This is a genomic window from Polymorphospora sp. A560 (assembly GCF_045781765.1).
Taxonomy (GTDB): domain Bacteria; phylum Actinomycetota; class Actinomycetes; order Mycobacteriales; family Micromonosporaceae; genus Polymorphospora; species Polymorphospora lycopeni.
Genome location: NZ_CP122282.1, coordinates 5198166 through 5214927 on the forward strand (window position 1 = coordinate 5198166; position 16762 = coordinate 5214927).

Sequence of the window (16762 nt, forward strand, 5' to 3'; positions counted from 1 at the left end):
CGTCGGCTAGGGGGCCGCTCCCGCGTGGACGGCGCGGGCGAGGCGACGCACGGCCTCGTCCATCAGGTCGGGTGGCGCCGCGGCGTAGGTGAGGCGAAGGTGCGGGGCCGGGGGTTCGGCCGCATACCAGGGGCGGCCGGGGAAGACGACGACGCCCTCGCCGGCCGCGGCGGCGGCCAGTGCGATGTCGTCGGTGCCCTCGGGCAGGCGGACCCACAGGTGCAGTCCGCCGCGCGGGACCGGCTGGCCGGCGAGTTCCGGCAGGTGGCGGCCCAGCGCGGTCAGCAGCGCGTCGCGGCGGTCGCGCAGCGCGGCGCGCAGGGTCTTCCGGTGCCGGGTCCAGGCGGGCGCGCTGACGAAATCGAGCGTGGCCTGCTGCAGCGGGCCGGCGACGTAGAGGTCGTCGAGCAGCCGGGCCGCCCGCAGCCGGGCGCCGGCCGGGCCGCGGGCGCCGATCGCGGCGACCCGCAGCCCCGGAGCCGCCGGCTTGGTCAGCGAGCGCAGGTAGACGACGTGCCCGTCCGGGTCGTCGGCGGCCAGCGGCGGCGGGACCGTCCCGTCGATGGTCAGGTCGCGGGCGTAGTCGTCCTCGATCAGGAACGCCTCGGCGTCGCGGACGGCCCGCGCCACCTGGTCCCGGCGGTGACCCGCCAGCGTCGCGCCGTGCGGGTTGGCGTGCAACGGCTGGCAGTAGAACAGCCGGGCGCCGGTACGGGCGAACGCGGCCGCGAGCTGGTCGGGCCGTACGCCGTCGGCGTCGGCGGGCACGGGGACGATCCGCAGTCCGGCCGCCCGGCCGGCGGCCAGCGCGCCCAGGTAGGTCGGGGACTCGACGAGCAGGGTGTCGCCGGGCCCGGCGAGCGCGCGCAGCGCCGTCGACAGGGCGGCCTGCCCGCCGGGGCAGATCACCATGTCGTCGGCGCGCAGCCCGGCGCCGACCTCCCGGGCGAACCAGGCACGCAGGTCCGCCCGTCCCTCGGTCGGTCCCCGCTGCCACGACGCGGGCTGCCGGGCGGCCCGGGTGAGGGCGGCGCCGAGCGCGGCGGCCGGCTGGAGGTCGGCGTCCGGGTAACCGCCGGACAGCGGGATCGCCCCGGCGGATGGTAACGCCAGTAGCGCCTGCATCTCCTCCTCGCCGGGCCGGCGGGGGCCGAGCGCGACGGTCTGCCAGGACAGGTCCGGAGCGGGTCGCCGGTGCGGCGGGGCGGCCACGAAGGTGCCTCTGCCGGATCGGGTCTCGACCAGTCCTTCCGCCACCACCTGCCGGATCGCCTCGGCGACGGTGACCGGCGAGGCCCGGTGCCGGGCGGTCAGCTCGCGCACCGACGGCAGCCGGGTGCCGGGTTCGGCGGCGGCTACGAGGGCACGCAGATCTTGGATAACGCGTTCGGCGGCGTTACCGTTATTCATGAATGGACAGAGTAGCGCTACTGACCGGACGACGGTAACGGCGCACCGGGCGGCCGGCCTCTCCCTCGGCGCGCTGGGCGTGCTCGCGTTCAGCCTGTCGCTGCCCGCCACCCGCGTCGCCGTGCAGCAACTCGACCCGTGGTTCGTCGCCTTCGGCCGGGCCGTCGGGGCGGCGCTGCTGGCCTTGGCGTACCTGCGTTTCACCGGTGCGCCACGGCCCACCCGCGACCAGTGGCGGCGGCTGTCGGTCGTCGCGGTCGGCGTCGTCGTCGGCTTCCCGCTGTTCACCTCGCTGGCGCTGACCACCCAGACGTCCGCGCGCGGCGCGGTCGTCATCGCGGTACTGCCGGCGGCGACCGCCGTGTTCGCCGTGCTGCGGGCCGGCGAGCGGCCACCGGTGCTGTTCTGGGTCGCGAGCACCGGCGGCCTGGCGGCGGTGCTCGCCTTCCTGACCACCGGCGGGGCCGTACACGGCGCACTGTCCGCCGCCGACCTGTTCCTGCTCGCCGCGGTCGTCCTGTGTGGACTCGGGTACGCCGAGGGCGGGGCGCTCGCCCGCGAACTCGGTGGCGCCCGCACGATCTGTTGGGCGCTGCTGCTCGCGCTGCCGGTCACCGTTCCCGTCACGGCGGTCGCCGCGATCGCCGCTCCCCCGCGCGCCGACGTCGCGGCCTGGTCGGCGTTCGGCTACCTCACCGTGGTCTCCATGTTCCTCGGCTTCTTCGCCTGGTACGCGGGCCTGGCCCGGGGCGGCGTCGCGTACGTCGGCCAGGTCCAGCTGGCCCAGCCGGTGCTCACCCTGATCTGGTCGGCGCTGCTGCTCGCCGAGGCCGTCACGCCGGCCTCGATCGTGGCGGCGCTGGCGGTGCTGGCCTGCGTCGTGCTGATCCAGCGCACCCGCGGTTCGGCACGTCCCGACCGGGACGGACTGCAAAAAACCTGCAAACAGTAACTATTGCATTCATGGAAACCGCTTTCCTACGATTGCGTTTCATTGATGTTTCATTGTGGAGCCGGGCGAGGGCATATCGGGCGATGCCACCAGCGGCGCGGGCAGTACGGCGGTGTCCGCTCCGCCATCACAGCATGGGAGATTCTGATGAGACGCAAACCGTTCCCGGCGGACCCCGCCGACGCGGTCGGCGCGGACCTCGGCCCGCCGTCGCCCGGGGTGGCCGCCACATCGACCCCGCACGGGGCTGACCGGCCGCCGCGATCCGCACCACCGCGATCGACACCCGCAACGTCCCGGTAGCGGCGACCGCCGTCGCCGCCGGCACCCCCCGAATCACTCCACCCCGACGGTGATCGCCGCGCGGGTGGCACTCCGTGCCCGCAACCACGAGCCGACCGTGTACGGCGATACGGGCGGCGAAGCGGCGGACCCGGCACGGTGCCCGCGACGAGCCGTCGACCCGATTCATCGACAGGAACACCGGGGTCCGGGGCGACCGCTACGCCCCGCTGACCTGACCGGCAGCTATCAGCGAACGAGCATTCGAAGACAAAGGAGAGGCGAGATGAGACGACCAGTCGCACTGCGACTCCTGGCGGCGCTGTCCACGGCGGCCGTCGGAGGCGCGATCGTCGTCGCCCTGCCGTCGCCGCAGGCGTCGGCGGCGACGGGCACCGTCACCGGCTACGCGACCCAGAACGGCGGGACCACCGGCGGGCGGGGCGGACAGACGGTACGGGCCACCACGGGAACCGCGATCCACGCCGCCCTGTGCAACCGGGCCAGCAGCAGTACCCCGATCATCATCCAGGTCGAGGGGACCATCAACCACGGCAACACCACCAAGGTGTCCGGCTCGAGCTGCAACACGGCCGCCGGCGTGATCGAACTCAAGCAGATCAGCAACGTCTCGATCATCGGGGTCGGTGGCGGAGCCGTCTTCGACCAGATCGGCATCCACATCCGCGAGGCCAGCAACATCGTCATCCAGAACGTGACCGTCCGGAACGTCAAGAAGTCGGGTTCCCCCACGTCCAACGGCGGCGACGCCATCGGCATGGAGAGCGACGTCCGCAACGTCTGGGTCGACCACGTCACCCTGGAGGCCTCCGGTGGCGAGTCGGAGGGCTTCGACGGCCTCTTCGACATGAAGGACAACACCCAGTACGTGACCCTGTCCTACAGCATCCTGCGCAACTCCGGCCGGGGTGGCCTGATCGGGTCCAGTGAGAGCGACCGCTCGAACGGCTACGTCACCTACCACAACAACCTGTACGAGAACATCGACTCCCGTACGCCCCTGCTGCGGGGCGGCATCTCCCACATCTACAACAACCACTACGTGGGCATCCACGAGTCCGGCATCAACTCCCGGGCCGGTGGCCGCGCCAAGGTGGAGAACAACTACTTCAAGAACGCCAAGGACGTGCTCGGCACCTTCTACACCAGCGAGCGCGGCTACTGGCAGGTCGCCGGCAACATCTTCGACAACGTGACCTGGTCCAGCCAGGGCAGCGACAACTACCCGGCCGGCCCCAACCCGCAGTCCAACACCACCGTCAGCATCCCGTACTCCTACCGCCTCGACGGGGCGAACTGCGTGCCGGACATCGTCCGCCAGACGGCCGGCGCCAACAAGGGCATGCGGGTGTCGGACGGCAACTGCACGCCGACCAACCCGACCCCGGGTCCGACCAACCCCACGCCGGGTCCGACGACCCCGACCCCCGGTCCGACCACCCCCACGCCCGGGCCGACCCAGCCCGGTGGAACCAACCTCAGCCTCGGCGCCGGCGCCGACGGCTCCAGCAAGGGCAGCGGGACGAGCTACGGCAACGTGATCGACGGCAACATGAGCAGCTACTGGTCGCCGTCCGGTTCGACCGGTGACATCTCGGTGAAGTGGGGTTCCGCCACCCGGGTCGGCAGGATCTCGATCCGCGAGGCGTCCGGCGCCGTGGGCGTCATCGGAAACTGGCAGGTCATCAACCACGACACCGGTGCCGTCCTGGCCTCCGGCAGCCAGGCGGGCATCGTCAGCTTCACCCCGACCTCGCTGAAGAAGATCACCTTCCGGATCACCAGCGCGAGCGGTACGCCGCGGGTCGCCGAGTTCGAGACGTACGCCGGGTAGCACCGACCCGGTGACCGCCGGCCACGGCTGACCGCCCACCACGGGGGCGGGGGCGTCGGAGACGACGCCCCCGCCCCCGACCACGTCGCCGTGGCCCGATGCGGCCACGGGCGCCCCCGGCCCCGCCGGGTCTCGTAACCTGCTTCCTGGACAACCTCGTCGATGGGAGGGCAGGACCGTCGTGCCACAGGTGAGCGCAGCCACGCCAGCGGACGTCCCGGCCCTCGCCGCCCTGATGGAGGAGATGGGCCGCTTCTACGGCGACACGGTGTTCGAGCCGCTGGCGCGACGGATCGCGCAGATCGAGCAGGCTCTCTTCGGCCCCCGCGCCGTCGCCGACGTGCTGCTGGTCAGGAATACCGACGAGCCGGTGGGATTCGCGTCCTACACCTTCCTGTGGCCCGCGGTCGGCGTCACGAGTTCCCTCTACCTCAAGGAGCTCTACATCGCCCGGAGTCATCGTGGCCACGGGCTGGGAACTCTCCTGATGAGCCACGTCGCCGCCGTCGCCGTGCGGCACGACTGCACCCGGATGGAGTGGGCGACCGGCCTGGAGAACAGGGACGCGCAGGAGTTCTACCGCTCGCTCTCGGCGACGGTGCACGCCGGCAAGGTCTCCTACCGTCTCGGCCCGGCGGAGATCTCCACCCTGAGCGGTCTGGCCCGGCGGGCCAGCTGACGGTCCGCCGGGCCAACCGCGCTCAGTTGGACCAGGTGTATCCCGCCAGGTTCCAGGCTTCCTGCGCCTGCGTGAACCCGAGGACGGCGGCCACCCCGAAGGCGACCAGGAGAACAGCGGTGGTCCTGACCATGGTTCGTACCCGCATGACGATCTCCTATGGACAGCGATGCGATTCCATGTCAGCACTCATCTTCATCGACGCCGGGCGCTGCGCGCAACGGCCGTAAGGGCGACCCCGGCGGCCGGCCGCCACGGGGACCGGGCGGGTCCCCGTGGCGGTCGTCGTTCACAGCATGGACATGTGGACGTGGTCGGTATGGTCCGAGGCTCCGACGTACGGTTGCCAGCCGGTCGCCGGCATCCAGATCTGCTTGTACCAGATGACGTAGTAGATACCGAGCTGGTCGGCGTTGCGGACCAGGAAGGCGGCCAGGTTGTTGCCGTAGAGCCGCTGGTCGGTGGTGCGGGCGGGACTGAATCCGCGGGACTGGAGCGACCAGTCACAGGCGCGTCCCTTCGGATGCTCCCAGCGGTCGCCGGTGCGGAAACAGCCGACGAACCGGTTGAAGCCGGCCCGCTTGACCTCGTTGTACGCGTGCAGGGTGCGGCGGGTCAGGCAGCCGGAGGTCGTCGGGTCCTTCTGGTTGCAGGCCTCGGACGGCCAGTTCCCGTTGCCACCGTTCGGGGCCGGGCGGGCCACCGGCGAGTCGGCCGCGACAAGTCCGCCGGCGGTCAGGCCCGATCCGCCGAGCAGTGCGAGTTCCTTCTCGGCGTCGCGTTTCTGCTTGCCCATGAGGGCGTGCTGCCGCTGCTGCTGGGCGACCTCGGCGTCGATGGCCTGCTTGGCCTGCTCGGCGCGGGACCTGGCGGCGTTGAGGTCGCGGACCTTCCTCGCGTTCACCATGTTCAGTTCTTCGAGCATGATCATTCGGGACAGGAAGGAGTCCGGGGTGGCGCTGTTGAGCATGACGGCCGCCGCCTGCAGGCGCCCGTCCCGGTAGGACTGGGCACCCATGACCTGGACCTGACCGCTCAGACCTTCCAGGTCGTGTTCGGCCTTGTTCAGCTCGAGGGTGAGATGCAACTGCCGGGCGCGGGATTCCTCGAGTGCCGCCTTGGCCTTCACGAACTCCCGGTTGGTGGATTCGAGTACGTCCCGAAGCAGCGGCGGCCCGTCGGTTCCGTGCCCGGACGGCGGCGGCTCGGGGGGAACCGCGAGGGCGGGCGTGCCCAGGGTGACGACCGCGAGCCCGGCGGCGACCGCCCGGACCAGCGCCCGTACCGGCCAGCGCGGCCGGACCGGCCGTAGCCGTTCGGGTGGGTGCTTGGAAGTGTTCATCGTGGTCTCCAGAAGGATCTCCGGCCGGGCCGGCGGGGCGGGCGCGTGGGGGGCGCGCCGGTGCGACTCCTCTTGTGGAGATCTGCCTACGTTCGACTGACGGCCAACCGGATCAGGCTGGGACGCAGATGTGCACCCACCGCCGGCTCGCCGACACTCCTGCCGGACGTGCCCCCGGGAGCGGACTGGAGCAACCGGGTGGCGGGGATCGCGGTCTCGGGTGCCGCGGTGCCGGGCGGGAGGGCGGCGCAGCGCTGGACGTCGTGGCCCGACGAGTCGGCGGCGCAGTGCTGGTTGGAGAGTGCGTCCAGCACGACGGTCGCCGAGCCGGCGGGATGGGAGCCATGGTGATCGGCCGGGCAGGTGCCGCAGATGCCGGGATGAACGATGATCATGCCGACGAGGACGGCGGTGAGCAGGCACAGGCGCCGGAGGTGTTGCCGCAACCGCCATGGCGCCCCGGATCTCATCGCCGCCGATCCTAGTGGCCCGCGATCCGGCCCGGAGCGGGTGGTCCCGTCGATCACGGGTGGGCGCGGCCCGGTCACCGGCGCCGACCCGGTGCGGCCGCCGGTGACCCGGTCGTACGTTCAGCAGCCGCAGCCGCTGCCGGCGCAGTTGCCGGCGGCACCGGTCCCGGCGGCGGCCCGGGTGCCGCGCCGCCGGTGCAGCCACCACATGCCGAGGGCTGCCACGGTGAGCGCGGCGGAGACGACGAGAAGAGAATGCCTGAGTACGGCCGCGCCGGCGGCGGTGACCACGCCGGTCGCGATGAGCAGGGGATGACAACTGATGGCGTTCGATCGTCAGTAGTGATCGCTAGTCGGCTATGGTTCATGTGGTGAATCTGAAGGAGTGGGCGGCGGCCACCGGTATCTCGTATGCGACCGCGCGTCGGCGGTACGAGTCCGGCACGCTGCCTGTTCCTGCATACCGGCTGGGTCGGCTGATCATGGTTGGTGAACCGTTGGCCGGTGTGACCGCGGGGGCCGGGCAGACGGTGGTGTATGCCAGGGTGTCGTCGGTCGAGCAGAAACCTGACCTGGACCGGCAGGTCGCGCGGGTCGTTATCTGGGCCACGGGACAGCACCTCGCGGTGGACCGTGTGGTGACCGAGGTCGGTTCCGCGCTGGACGGGCACCGCAAGGAGTTCCTGGCGCTGCTGCGCGACCCGCGGGTGACGACTGTTGTGGTCGAGCACCGGGACCGGTTCGCCAGGTTCGGTGCCGAGTACGTGGAGGCTGCCCTGGCCGCGCAGGGGCGCCGACTGCTGGTGGTCGATCCGGCCGGGGTCGATGACGACCTGGTCGGCGACGTCACCGAGATTCTGACATCGTTGTGCGTCCGCCTGTATGGCCGTCGTGTCGCCGCGGACCGTGTCCGTCGCGCGGTCGAGGCGGTCACCGGGGGCCCGGTGTGAAGACGGTCCAGGCGTACCGGTTCGCCCTCGACCTCACCGCTGCCCAGGAACGTGACGTGTACGCGCATGCCGGTGCGGCTCGGGTCGCCCGTAACTGGGCTCTCGCCCGGGTGAAGGCCGTCATGGATCAGCGCGCGGCCGAACGCACCTACGGTGTTCCCGACGAGTTGCTGACCCCCACGGTGTCGTGGACGCTCCCGGCGTTGCGGCGGGCGTGGAACGCGGTGAAGCCCGAGGTGGCGCCGTGGTGGTCCGAGGTGTCCAAGGAGGCGTTCAACACCGGCCTCGACGCACTCGCTCGCGGCTTGAAGAGCTGGGCCGACTCCCGCACCGGCAAGCGAGCCGGCCGGCCGGTGGGCTTTCCCCGGTTCGCGTCCCGTCGGCGTACCACACCGTCTGTGCGGTTCACCACCGGGGCGATCCGGGTCGAGGCCGATCGGATGCATGTGGTGCTGCCCCGGCTGGGCCGGTTGAAGCTGCACGAGTCTGCCCGCAAACTGGCCCGCCGCCTCGAGGTGGGCACGGCGCGGATCATGTCCGCGACCGTGCGTCGTGACGGCGGACGCTGGCACGTGTCGTTCACCGTCGAGGTCGAGCGCACCGCCTGTACTCCGGTCCGGCCGGGCACCGTGGTCGGCGTGGATGTCGGTATCAGGCACCTCGCGGTGCTGTCCACCGGGGAGCTGGTCGACAACCCGCGCCATCTCGCCGCTGTGCAGACCCGGCTGCGGCAGCTCGGCCGGGCGCTGTCCCGCAAGATTGGCCCGGACCGGCGCGCCGGCCGACGTGCGTCGAAGCGGTGGGAACGTGCGGCGGCCCGGCTCGGCCGGGCACACGCCCGGGTGGCGAACCTGCGCCGCGACGGGCTGCACAAGCTGACCACCCGCGTCGCCGCCACTGTCGGCACGGTCGTGGTCGAGGACCTCAACGTCTCGGGCATGCTCGCCAACCGCAAGCTGGCCAGGCATGTCGCCGACGCTGGTTTCGCGGAGATCCGCCGCCAGTTGGCGTACAAGACCTTGTGGAACGGTGGCCGGCTGCTGATCGCCGATCGCTGGTATCCATCCTCGAAGACCTGCTCGGGCTGCGGCACGGTGAAAACCAAGCTGGCCCTGTCCGAGCGTGAGTACGTGTGTCAGGCGTGTGGTTTGGTCATCGACCGCGACCACAACGCCGCCGCGAATCTGGCCGCCCTGGCGGCTGAGTTCGACACTGCCGGGAGTGGCCCGGTGGCAGCACGTGGAGCCGACCAGAAGACCCGCGTACGCGGGCGGGTGGCCGTGAAGCGTGAACCCGGCACGACACCAGTCGGTCAGACCGGGACCGTCCCGCCGCAAGGCAGGACTACCAATCGTGAGCTCACCAAAGCTCACTGAGAGGTAACGGGATCACGCAGCAGGCGGCGCGCAGGCGAGGGCGGCGGGACCGCCGGTGATCTTGCTGCGGGTGGGCGGGTCGCCGTCCGTCCGGTGCGGCTTGTGCCCGGGGCGACCGGCGGACGGCGGGACGGTCTGGTTCACGCGGGGTCTCCGTCGGGGTCGGCGGCGCTGCCTATGGTCAGGAACGGGATCGGGCAGTCGGCGCAGGTGCAGTCGGTGAGGCTGTCGCAGCGGGCGTCGACGACCTCGACCAGGGTCGTCCGGATGGCGTTCAGGTCGGCGATCCGCGCGTCGATCTCGGCGATCTTGTCGATCGCGCGCTGTCGCAGGTCGGCGGTCGGGTGCCGGCGGCGGCCGGTGTCGAGAAGGTCGGCCACCTCGTCGAGGGTGAATCCGAGCCGCTGCGCCGCCTTGATCACCTGGAGCAGGGCGACGGTGTCCGGCGGGTAGAGCCGGTGGCCGCCGTTGGAGCGGGCCGGTTCGGCGAGCAGGCCCCGGCGCTCGTAGTAGCGCAGGGTCTGGATGTTCACCCCGGCCTGTTCGGCGACCTCGCCGCTGCGTAGCCCGGGGGTCACCGGGCCGGCCCGGGCGCGGCCGCGGCGGCCCGGCCGACCAGGGACCGCAGTACGTCGGCGTGGCCGGGTGGCACCCGCACGTCGAGGGTCAGCGGGCTGCCGTCGTGGGCCGGGCTGACGGTGAAGGTGAAGAACGAGCAGCAGCTCGCTTCGCGTGCGGTGAGGTCCCTTACCGCCGTTTCGAGGTCGGGCGGGCCGGCCAGGCGAAGTCGGGCGTGGGTCGGGGTGAGCGACTCGACGGCGCGCACGGCGGTGGTGAGCAGGGCGTCGAACTCGGCCAGCCGGGGCGGCCGGTCGGCGGTGGGCAGGCTACAGGCGTCCGGGACGACAAACGGCATCACAGCCTCCTCGTACGGGCGGTTCCGGTGCCGGGTCGGCGCCGGCCATCCGACGGTAAGCCTGTACCCGGGTACCGGATGCAACAGCCCGGACCGCCGCGCGCCCTCACCCGCGCGCCCGACGGGTCGGCGCCACCCGTCGGGCCGGCGGCCGGTCAGGGCAGTGACGGCTCCCGTCGCGCCCGCAGGACGATGTCGTTGCGGTGGTGCGTCCCCGGCGGCGCGGGAACCGTCCGTGGCCGGATCTCGTCGACCAGGACGGCCCAGTCGTCGTCGAGCAGCCCGGCGACCTCCCCGGGCTGGTAGAAGTCGGCCGGGTCGACGTCGAGGTCGTGCCGCGGCGGAAGATCGGCCAGATCGTGACTGACGACGAGCAGGGTTCCGCCGGGTGCGACCGTGGCCAGCAGGCCGCGCAGTACGGCGTGGCCCGGTTCGCGGCGCAGCGGGAAGTACTGGGCCGAGACCAGGTCGAACGGGCCGGCCGGTGGTGGCTCGGTGGCCAGGTCGACCCGGGTCCACGTCACCCGGCCGGTGTCGTCCCCGGCCGCGGCGCGGCGCAGGGCCACGTCCGAGATGTCGACTCCGGTCACCTGCCAGCCGCGCCGGGCCAGCCAGAGCGCGTCGGCACCCTCGCCGCAGCCGAGGTCGAGGGTGCGCCCCGGCCGCAGGTCGGCCACCTCGGCGACGAGGACGCCGTTGGGGTTGCCGCTGAAGAGCTGTTCCCGGCTGAGGTACCTGTCGTCCCAGAACTTCGCGTCCATGGTTACCACCCTCGGTTCGTCGGTGCCGGAGGTGACCGCCTCCGGCGCCAACATGCCGCACCCCGGACGGGTTGACAAAGAAGTTTGCGGAAACCGCAAAGTAGCACCCCGCCGTCCCGTACGTCGGACACCCTCACCCGGACACCGCCCGAAGGCCCGTACGATGGCGGACGGTGCTGGTTCGCCCGACCCGTGAGGGTGGGGCGTCGTAAGAGGGAACCCGGTGCGAGACCGGGACTGCCCCGCAGCGGTGAGTGGGAACGACCGCCGTCATCAGAGCACTGGACCGCGAGGTCTGGGAAGCGACGGCCAGTAGGCGACCATCGGGTCACGCCCACGAGTCCGAAGACCTGCCAGCGCCGCGCACGCCGCCGGTGTGCGCCGCCGGCGGCCTCTCGGGAGGGCCAGGGCGGAAGCCGGTACCGACCCGTACCCTGCCTTCCCCCTCCCGTGCCCCGCCGGGCACCTCGAGGGGAAGGACCCATCCGTTGAGCACCGCATTCGGCCAGAGCACCGTGCTCGGCTATCCGCGCATCGGCACCAACCGGGAGCTGAAGAGGGCCGTCGAGGCCTACTGGGCCGGCACCGTCGACGCCGGCGAACTGGAGCGCACCGCCGCCGGGCTACGCGCCGAGGTCTGGCGGACGCTGCGGGACGCCCGTCTCGACGCGATCCCGTCGAACACCTTCTCCTACTACGACCACGTGCTCGACACCGCCGTCGCCGTCGGCGCGGTTCCGGACCGGTTCGCCCGGCTCGGACTGTCCGAGCTGGACACCTACTTCGCCATGGCCCGTGGCGTCGACGCCGAGCCGGCGCTGGAACTCACCAAGTGGTTCGACACCAACTACCACTACCTGGTGCCGGAGATCGGCCCGGACACCGCCTTCGTCGCCGACCCGGCCAAGGCGCTACGCGAATACGGCGAGGCCCGCGAATTGGGCATCACCACCCGGCCGGTGCTGGTCGGGCCGGCCACGTTCCTGCTGCTGGCCAAGGGCGACGATCCGTTCGCCCGCCTCGACGACCTGGTCGAGGCGTACGCCGGGATCCTCACCGCCCTGGCCGACGCCGGGGTGGCCTGGGTGCAGCTGGACGAGCCCGCGTACGTCGCCGACCGCGCCCCGGCGGAGATCGACGCGCTGCGCCGCGCCTACACCCGGCTCGGTGGGACCGAACACCGGCCACGGATCTTCGTGGCCACCTACTTCGGCGAGCTGGGCGAGGCCCTGCCGGCCCTGCTGGACACGCCGGTCGAGGCGATCGGCGTGGACCTGGTCGCCGGGCGGGGCAACCTCGACCGGCTCGCCGCCGCGGGGCCACTGCGCGGCAGGACCATCGTCGCCGGCCTGGTCGACGGACGGAACATCTGGCGTACCGACCTGCGTGCCGCGGCGGCCGCCGGGGCGGCGGTCGCCGGGCTCGCCGACCACGTCGCCGTCGCCACGTCCTGCTCGTTGCTGCACGTCCCGGTCGACCTGTCCGTCGAGACCCGCCTCGACCCGCACCTGTACGAGCGGCTCGCGTTCGCCCGGCAGAAGGTGGACGAGGTCGTCCTGCTCGGCCGCGCGGTGCGCGACGGCACCGGGCACCTGCCGGCACCGCCGCGCCCGGCGCCGGCGGCGTGGCGGCACGACGACGTACGGGCCCGGCTCGCCGCGCTCGGTCCCGCCGACCGGCGGCGCGGCGACCACGCCGACCGGGCCGCCCGCCAGCAGGAGCGGCTGGGGCTGCCGGAGCTGCCGACCACCACCATCGGGTCGTTCCCGCAGACCGTCGAGCTGCGTAGGGCGCGCGCCGCCCACCGGGCCGGCACCCTCGACGAGGCCGGCTACACCCGGCGGATGCGTGCCGAGGTCGAGCACGTCATCCGGCTCCAGGAGCGGCTCGGTCTGGACGTGCTCGTGCACGGCGAGCCGGAACGCAACGACATGGTGCAGTACTTCGGCGAGCAACTCGACGGGTTCGCCGCCACCGAGCACGGCTGGGTGCAGTCCTACGGCTCCCGCTGCGTACGTCCGCCCATCATCTACGGCGATGTCGCCCGCAAGGCGCCGATGACCGTGGCGTGGTCCACGTACGCCCAGTCGCTGACCAGCCGGCCGGTCAAGGGCATGCTCACCGGCCCGGTCACCATCCTCGCCTGGTCGTTCGTCCGCGCCGACCAGCCGCTGGCCGACACCGCCGACCAGGTCGCGCTCGCCCTGCGGGACGAGTGCCACGACCTGGAGGCGGCCGGGATCAGGGTCATCCAGGTCGACGAGCCGGCGCTGCGGGAAACCCTGCCTCTGCGCGGGGCCGACCAGAGGACCTACCTGGACTGGGCGGTGGCGGCCTTCCGCCTGGCCACCAGCGGCGTCGCCGACGACACCCAGATCCACACCCACCTGTGCTACTCCGAGTTCGGCGAGGTGATCACCGCGATCGACGCCCTCGACGCGGACGTGACCAGCATCGAGGCGTCCCGTTCGAAGATGGAGGTCCTCGACGACCTCGCCGCGGTCGGCTACCGCCGGGGTGTCGGCCCCGGGGTGTGGGACATCCACTCGCCACGGGTGCCGTCCCACGCCGAGGTGGTCGAGGCGCTGCGCCGCGCCGTCGCGGCCGTACCGGCCCGGCGGGTGTGGGTCAACCCGGACTGCGGCCTGAAGACCCGCGGCTATCCCGAGGTCGAGGCGTCGCTGCGGCACCTGGTCGCGGCCGCCGCCGAGGTACGCGGCAACTGACGGCACCGGGTCGGGCGGGCTCTCCGGTCCGCCCGGCCGGACGCCGGCGACCTCGACGCACGGCACGGCGTCCGAAACGGCCCCCGCGGATTCACCTGCGGCGGCTGAGCGTACGCAGTCCGGCGCCGGCGCCGACCAGGGCCGCGCCGAGGACCAGGATGCCGCCGATGGCGAGCCCGGTCTGCGGGAGCCGGCCGCCGGGATCGGGTGACGCCGACGGGGTCGGCGGCGCGGGGGTGCCGGTCGGCACAGGGCCGGGGGTCCCGGTGGGGGTCGGTTCAGGGCCGGTGGGGGTGGGTCCGGGCGTGGTCGGCGCCGGTGCGATCGACACCGTGACCTCCGTCCGGCGCGCGGTCCCGGAGTCCGGCGCCGCCGACCCGGCCCGCAATCCGCCGGCCAGCGGTGTCCCGAGGGCGGCCGAGACCACGGCCGGCGGCACGGGCGCGGCCGGCGCGGAGGTGGCCGCACCGGTCATCCCGGCGGTGAGAAGGAGCCCCACCGCGATCCGCGGGACGGCCGCCCGGCTGGCCGGGCGCGGGGCGCGGCCGGCCGGTGTCATGACGCCACCGGCCGGACGGTCGGCGCCGCCTCCGGCGCGGCGTCGAAGCCGCCGGCGGCGACGATGCGGTGCCAGCGCCTGTTCCGCAGCCACCAGCCGAGCAGCAGCACCCCGGCCAGCAGCAGCCCGGCCGCCAGCGGCCACGGCACCGCCCACAGCGCCGAGTCGCGGCTCAGCGAGGGCAGCGGTCCGCCGCTCTCCTGCGGGTTGACGGTGACGGTCGTGGTCAGCAGGCCGGCCGGGAACACGCCGGGGAACCGTTGCGTCAGCCGCAGTTCCGAGTCGGGCAGCAGCTCGGGGATGTCGATGACCTCGCTGTTGGCGACACGTATCCCGAACGGTCCGGTGACCTGGACCCGGGCCTTGCCGGAGAAGCGGACGTTGCCGTCGTTGGCGATCCGGTACGTCACCGTCATGTCGCCGCCGAGCGACAGCGGCGGGTTGGCATAGTCGACGTCCAGGGCGCTGATCAGGGCGGCCGGTTCGACCGGGCCGGCGACCCGCAGGTAGATCCGGGCGGCGATGCGTCGCTCGACGTTGACGGTCTGCCCGTCCTCCTGCCGTTCCTCGGTGTTGACCGAGGCGATCAGGCCGCCGATGTGGTCGCCGGGGCTCGCGTTGGCCGGTACCGCCAGTTCGAACGGGACGTCGGCCCGCTTGCCGGCCGGCACCGTGTACGACTTCTTCGGCAGGGTGACCCAGCTCCCGACGCCGGTGGCCGGCTCGTCGGCGGTCAGCAGGGCGAATCCGCCGTCCGGGGCGGTGAACGCGTCGGTCGCGTACACGTTGACGGTCAGCGGCTTTCCGGTGAGGTTGCTGACCGCGACCCAGTCGGTGATCTTCTCCTCGGGGTTGAGCTCGTACGCGAACTCGTTGCGGCCGTTGGGTCCGCGCGGGCTCGACGGCTGCACGCTCCACCGGAACTCCTCGGCCGGGGCGTACCCGGGCAGCGCCGGTGGCGGGGCGGGCGCGGCGGCGGCCGGACCGGTGGCGCCGAGGATGACGGCCGACCCGACGAGCAGCCGGACGACCAGGCGGGTGGCACGGGAGTGGGTCATGTCAGCGGCTCCGTGGAGTCGGTCCGGCAACGGTGGTGGGGATGCCGGGCCCGGCGGGCCCGGCATCCCCCGGTCGCGGAAAGGTCAGGCCAGGGTCAGGGTCAGGGTCGCCTTGTACTCCCCCGGCGCCACGTTGTCGGGGATGGCGAGGTCGAGGTCGGCGCCGCAGGCGAAGACGCCCGCGCTGGCACCGGCCGCCGACGAGCACAGTGTGCGGGTGTCGCCGAGGTCGGCCGCGGTTCCCGCGGTGACCGCGCCGGAGCCGCTGGTCTTGCTGGCCGACGGCGTCCAGGACAGGTTGCCGCCGGCGATGGTCGCGTCGGGTCCGACGAAGTCGGCGAGCTGGCCGGTCAGGTCCCAACCGGCGTTGCTGCCCCGAAGGTCGGTGACGGTGGCGCCCTGGAGCGCGCCGGTGGCGGTGCCGCCGACGGAGCCGCCGGTCAGGATGGCGGTGTCACCGGCGAGGTCGAGGGTGAACGCACCCGGGGCCACGTCGGCGATGATCTCCTGCTGCTTGGTGATCACATCGTCGCCGGGCTGGATGGTGAACGAGGTGGACGAGGAGGTGGACGCGCCGAAGACGGTCGCGTCCGACGGCACGAACGCCGCGGTCAGCGCGTGGGTGCCGACCGGGAGCGCGGTCGTGGTGAGGGTGGCGGTGCCGGCCGAGACCGGGGCCGAGCCGATCACCGAGGCACCCCGGCGGAACTCGACCGTGCCGGTGGCGGTGTTCGGGGTGACGGTGGCGGTGAGGGTGACCTCGGTGCCCTGCTCGACCGGGCTCGCCGGCACGACGGCCAGCGCGGTCGAGGTCGCCTCGGCGACCGGGATGCGCCAGGTGTCGCCGGTGACGACGATCGCGGTGCGGTACTCGTCGGGGTGCCGGCCCTCGGTGAGGCTGAAGCACTCGACGATGACCCACCACTCACCGGCCGCCGGAGCCGTGCCGCCCAGCGCCGTGGTGAACGACCGGTTCGCCTCGATCGACACCGGAGCGGCGTCGAACCCGCCACCACCCAACGGACGACCCAGGTTCGAGTACGGCCCGCCCGGCCGGCCGACCCGCAGGCCGGCGTTCTCGCCGTACCCGGTCGGGCACCCGGCGCTGCCGGCGGTGGCGAACATCGGGGTGTCGTTGACGTTGCCGCTGGTCTGCGACAACTGCACTTCGCCGAGCGAAGCCGCCTGCGCGGGACCGGCGACACCGACGAGGACGCCGCCGGCGAGCGCGGCTGCCCCCAACAGCGCGACCGCCCGAGCCAAGACACGCTTGCTCATGAATCACTTCCTCTCGTGAGGGTGATGGTGCCGGCCGGACCCTGCTGGTCCGACCGGCAATGAGGCTCTACACGGGCAGTGACCCGGCATGCAGGCCCACGTCTCCGCCGGACGTGCGGAAGGCGAACTCTGGGTGCCGTCCGGGCAG

The 16762-nt window shown here is 72.7% G+C and carries 19 protein-coding genes and 1 riboswitch; of the genes, 7 read left to right on the forward strand and 12 right to left on the reverse strand.

Annotated features, from left to right (window positions below; genetic code table 11):
* Positions 1-6: 6 nt before the first annotated feature.
* Complete coding sequence (locus QCD66_RS23045; protein ID WP_375736225.1) at positions 7-1410, reverse strand: PLP-dependent aminotransferase family protein; 1404 nt, start codon at positions 1408-1410, stop codon at positions 7-9.
* On the opposite strand from QCD66_RS23045, the gene QCD66_RS23050 reads away from it, so the two are divergent.
* From QCD66_RS23050 to QCD66_RS23065, 4 genes are all read left to right on the forward strand, one after another.
* The gene (locus QCD66_RS23050; protein WP_375736224.1) at positions 1409-2362 is read left to right on the forward strand and encodes a DMT family transporter; all 954 of its coding nucleotides are present in this window, start codon (positions 1409-1411) and stop codon (positions 2360-2362) included. The two genes, QCD66_RS23045 and QCD66_RS23050, sit on opposite strands and share 2 nt — an antisense overlap.
* 377 nt (positions 2363-2739) lie before the next feature.
* Positions 2740-2883, forward strand: coding sequence for a hypothetical protein (locus QCD66_RS23055; protein WP_407566776.1), 144 nt, complete (start codon positions 2740-2742; stop codon positions 2881-2883).
* Positions 2884-2930: 47 nt separating this feature from the next.
* Entirely contained in the window at positions 2931-4499 is a 1569-nt protein-coding gene (locus tag QCD66_RS23060; protein ID WP_375736223.1) for a polysaccharide lyase family 1 protein, read from the forward strand.
* Between the two features lie 190 nt (positions 4500-4689).
* On the forward strand, positions 4690-5178 hold the full coding sequence (locus tag QCD66_RS23065) for a GNAT family N-acetyltransferase (protein ID WP_364212525.1): 489 nt from the start codon (positions 4690-4692) through the stop codon (positions 5176-5178).
* A 22-nt stretch (positions 5179-5200) separates the two neighbouring features.
* On the opposite strand, the gene QCD66_RS23070 is transcribed toward QCD66_RS23065, so the two are convergent.
* The 4 genes from QCD66_RS23070 to QCD66_RS23085 form a co-directional block, all read right to left on the reverse strand.
* Positions 5201-5326: a hypothetical protein gene (locus tag QCD66_RS23070; RefSeq protein ID WP_364212528.1), complete on the reverse strand. Its 126-nt coding sequence runs from the start codon at positions 5324-5326 to the stop codon at positions 5201-5203.
* A 141-nt stretch (positions 5327-5467) separates the two neighbouring features.
* Positions 5468-6520 carry a hypothetical protein gene (locus QCD66_RS23075; protein ID WP_364212531.1) on the reverse strand — a complete coding sequence of 351 codons (1053 nt, stop codon included), beginning with the start codon at positions 6518-6520 and terminating at the stop codon, positions 5468-5470.
* 86 nt (positions 6521-6606) lie between these two features.
* Entirely contained in the window at positions 6607-6990 is a 384-nt protein-coding gene (locus tag QCD66_RS23080) for a hypothetical protein (RefSeq protein ID WP_375736222.1), read from the reverse strand.
* A 120-nt stretch (positions 6991-7110) separates the two neighbouring features.
* Entirely contained in the window at positions 7111-7281 is a 171-nt protein-coding gene (locus tag QCD66_RS23085; protein WP_375736221.1) for a hypothetical protein, read from the reverse strand.
* 80 nt (positions 7282-7361) lie between these two features.
* Between QCD66_RS23085 and QCD66_RS23090 the strand changes: the two genes are divergently transcribed.
* Both QCD66_RS23090 and tnpB read left to right on the forward strand, forming a co-directional pair.
* Positions 7362-7940 (forward strand): IS607 family transposase, encoded by a 579-nt coding sequence (locus tag QCD66_RS23090; protein ID WP_407566777.1) that lies wholly within the window; start codon positions 7362-7364, stop codon positions 7938-7940.
* Positions 7937-9316 carry an IS607 family element RNA-guided endonuclease TnpB gene (tnpB, locus tag QCD66_RS23095; RefSeq protein ID WP_407566778.1) on the forward strand — a complete coding sequence of 460 codons (1380 nt, stop codon included), beginning with the start codon at positions 7937-7939 and terminating at the stop codon, positions 9314-9316. Before QCD66_RS23090 ends, tnpB begins: the two co-directional genes overlap by 4 nt.
* A 12-nt stretch (positions 9317-9328) precedes the next feature.
* On the opposite strand, the gene QCD66_RS23100 is transcribed toward tnpB, so the two are convergent.
* The 4 genes from QCD66_RS23100 to QCD66_RS23115 form a co-directional block, all read right to left on the reverse strand.
* Positions 9329-9460 carry a hypothetical protein gene (locus QCD66_RS23100; protein ID WP_375737304.1) on the reverse strand — a complete coding sequence of 44 codons (132 nt, stop codon included), beginning with the start codon at positions 9458-9460 and terminating at the stop codon, positions 9329-9331.
* Entirely contained in the window at positions 9457-9894 is a 438-nt protein-coding gene (locus QCD66_RS23105; protein WP_357539201.1) for a MerR family transcriptional regulator, read from the reverse strand. Before QCD66_RS23105 ends, QCD66_RS23100 begins: the two co-directional genes overlap by 4 nt.
* Positions 9891-10232, reverse strand: coding sequence for a hypothetical protein (locus QCD66_RS23110; RefSeq protein ID WP_375737303.1), 342 nt, complete (start codon positions 10230-10232; stop codon positions 9891-9893). Before QCD66_RS23110 ends, QCD66_RS23105 begins: the two co-directional genes overlap by 4 nt.
* A 155-nt stretch (positions 10233-10387) precedes the next feature.
* Entirely contained in the window at positions 10388-11047 is a 660-nt protein-coding gene (locus tag QCD66_RS23115; RefSeq protein WP_375737302.1) for a class I SAM-dependent methyltransferase, read from the reverse strand.
* A gap of 106 nt (positions 11048-11153) precedes the next feature.
* A riboswitch (cobalamin riboswitch) is annotated at positions 11154-11366 on the forward strand.
* A gap of 115 nt (positions 11367-11481) precedes the next feature.
* Between QCD66_RS23115 and metE the strand changes: the two genes are divergently transcribed.
* Positions 11482-13719 carry a 5-methyltetrahydropteroyltriglutamate--homocysteine S-methyltransferase gene (gene metE / locus QCD66_RS23120; RefSeq protein ID WP_407566779.1) on the forward strand — a complete coding sequence of 746 codons (2238 nt, stop codon included), beginning with the start codon at positions 11482-11484 and terminating at the stop codon, positions 13717-13719.
* Positions 13720-13810: 91 nt separating this feature from the next.
* On the opposite strand, the gene QCD66_RS23125 is transcribed toward metE, so the two are convergent.
* The 3 genes from QCD66_RS23125 to QCD66_RS23135 form a co-directional block, all read right to left on the reverse strand.
* Positions 13811-14278: a hypothetical protein gene (locus tag QCD66_RS23125; RefSeq protein WP_407566780.1), complete on the reverse strand. Its 468-nt coding sequence runs from the start codon at positions 14276-14278 to the stop codon at positions 13811-13813.
* The gene (locus QCD66_RS23130; RefSeq protein ID WP_407566781.1) at positions 14275-15336 is read right to left on the reverse strand and encodes a WxL protein peptidoglycan domain-containing protein; all 1062 of its coding nucleotides are present in this window, start codon (positions 15334-15336) and stop codon (positions 14275-14277) included. Before QCD66_RS23130 ends, QCD66_RS23125 begins: the two co-directional genes overlap by 4 nt.
* 84 nt (positions 15337-15420) lie before the next feature.
* Positions 15421-16614: an Ig-like domain repeat protein gene (locus QCD66_RS23135; protein WP_375736855.1), complete on the reverse strand. Its 1194-nt coding sequence runs from the start codon at positions 16612-16614 to the stop codon at positions 15421-15423.
* Between the last annotated feature and the right edge of the window lie 148 nt (positions 16615-16762).

Coding starts and splice junctions, on each gene's coding strand:
- QCD66_RS23110 (WP_375737303.1), bottom strand. CDS start 10,232: ATGCCGTTTGTCGTCCCGGACGCCTGTAGCCTGCCCACCGCCGACCGG.
- QCD66_RS23130 (WP_407566781.1), bottom strand. CDS start 15,336: ATGACCCACTCCCGTGCCACCCGCCTGGTCGTCCGGCTGCTCGTCGGG.
- QCD66_RS23075 (WP_364212531.1), bottom strand. CDS start 6,520: ATGAACACTTCCAAGCACCCACCCGAACGGCTACGGCCGGTCCGGCCG.
- QCD66_RS23050 (WP_375736224.1), top strand. CDS start 1,409: ATGAATGGACAGAGTAGCGCTACTGACCGGACGACGGTAACGGCGCAC.
- QCD66_RS23080 (WP_375736222.1), bottom strand. CDS start 6,990: ATGAGATCCGGGGCGCCATGGCGGTTGCGGCAACACCTCCGGCGCCTG.
- QCD66_RS23125 (WP_407566780.1), bottom strand. CDS start 14,278: ATGACACCGGCCGGCCGCGCCCCGCGCCCGGCCAGCCGGGCGGCCGTC.
- QCD66_RS23045 (WP_375736225.1), bottom strand. CDS start 1,410: ATGAATAACGGTAACGCCGCCGAACGCGTTATCCAAGATCTGCGTGCC.
- QCD66_RS23060 (WP_375736223.1), top strand. CDS start 2,931: ATGAGACGACCAGTCGCACTGCGACTCCTGGCGGCGCTGTCCACGGCG.
- QCD66_RS23135 (WP_375736855.1), bottom strand. CDS start 16,614: ATGAGCAAGCGTGTCTTGGCTCGGGCGGTCGCGCTGTTGGGGGCAGCC.
- QCD66_RS23115 (WP_375737302.1), bottom strand. CDS start 11,047: ATGTTGGCGCCGGAGGCGGTCACCTCCGGCACCGACGAACCGAGGGTG.
- QCD66_RS23070 (WP_364212528.1), bottom strand. CDS start 5,326: ATGCGGGTACGAACCATGGTCAGGACCACCGCTGTTCTCCTGGTCGCC.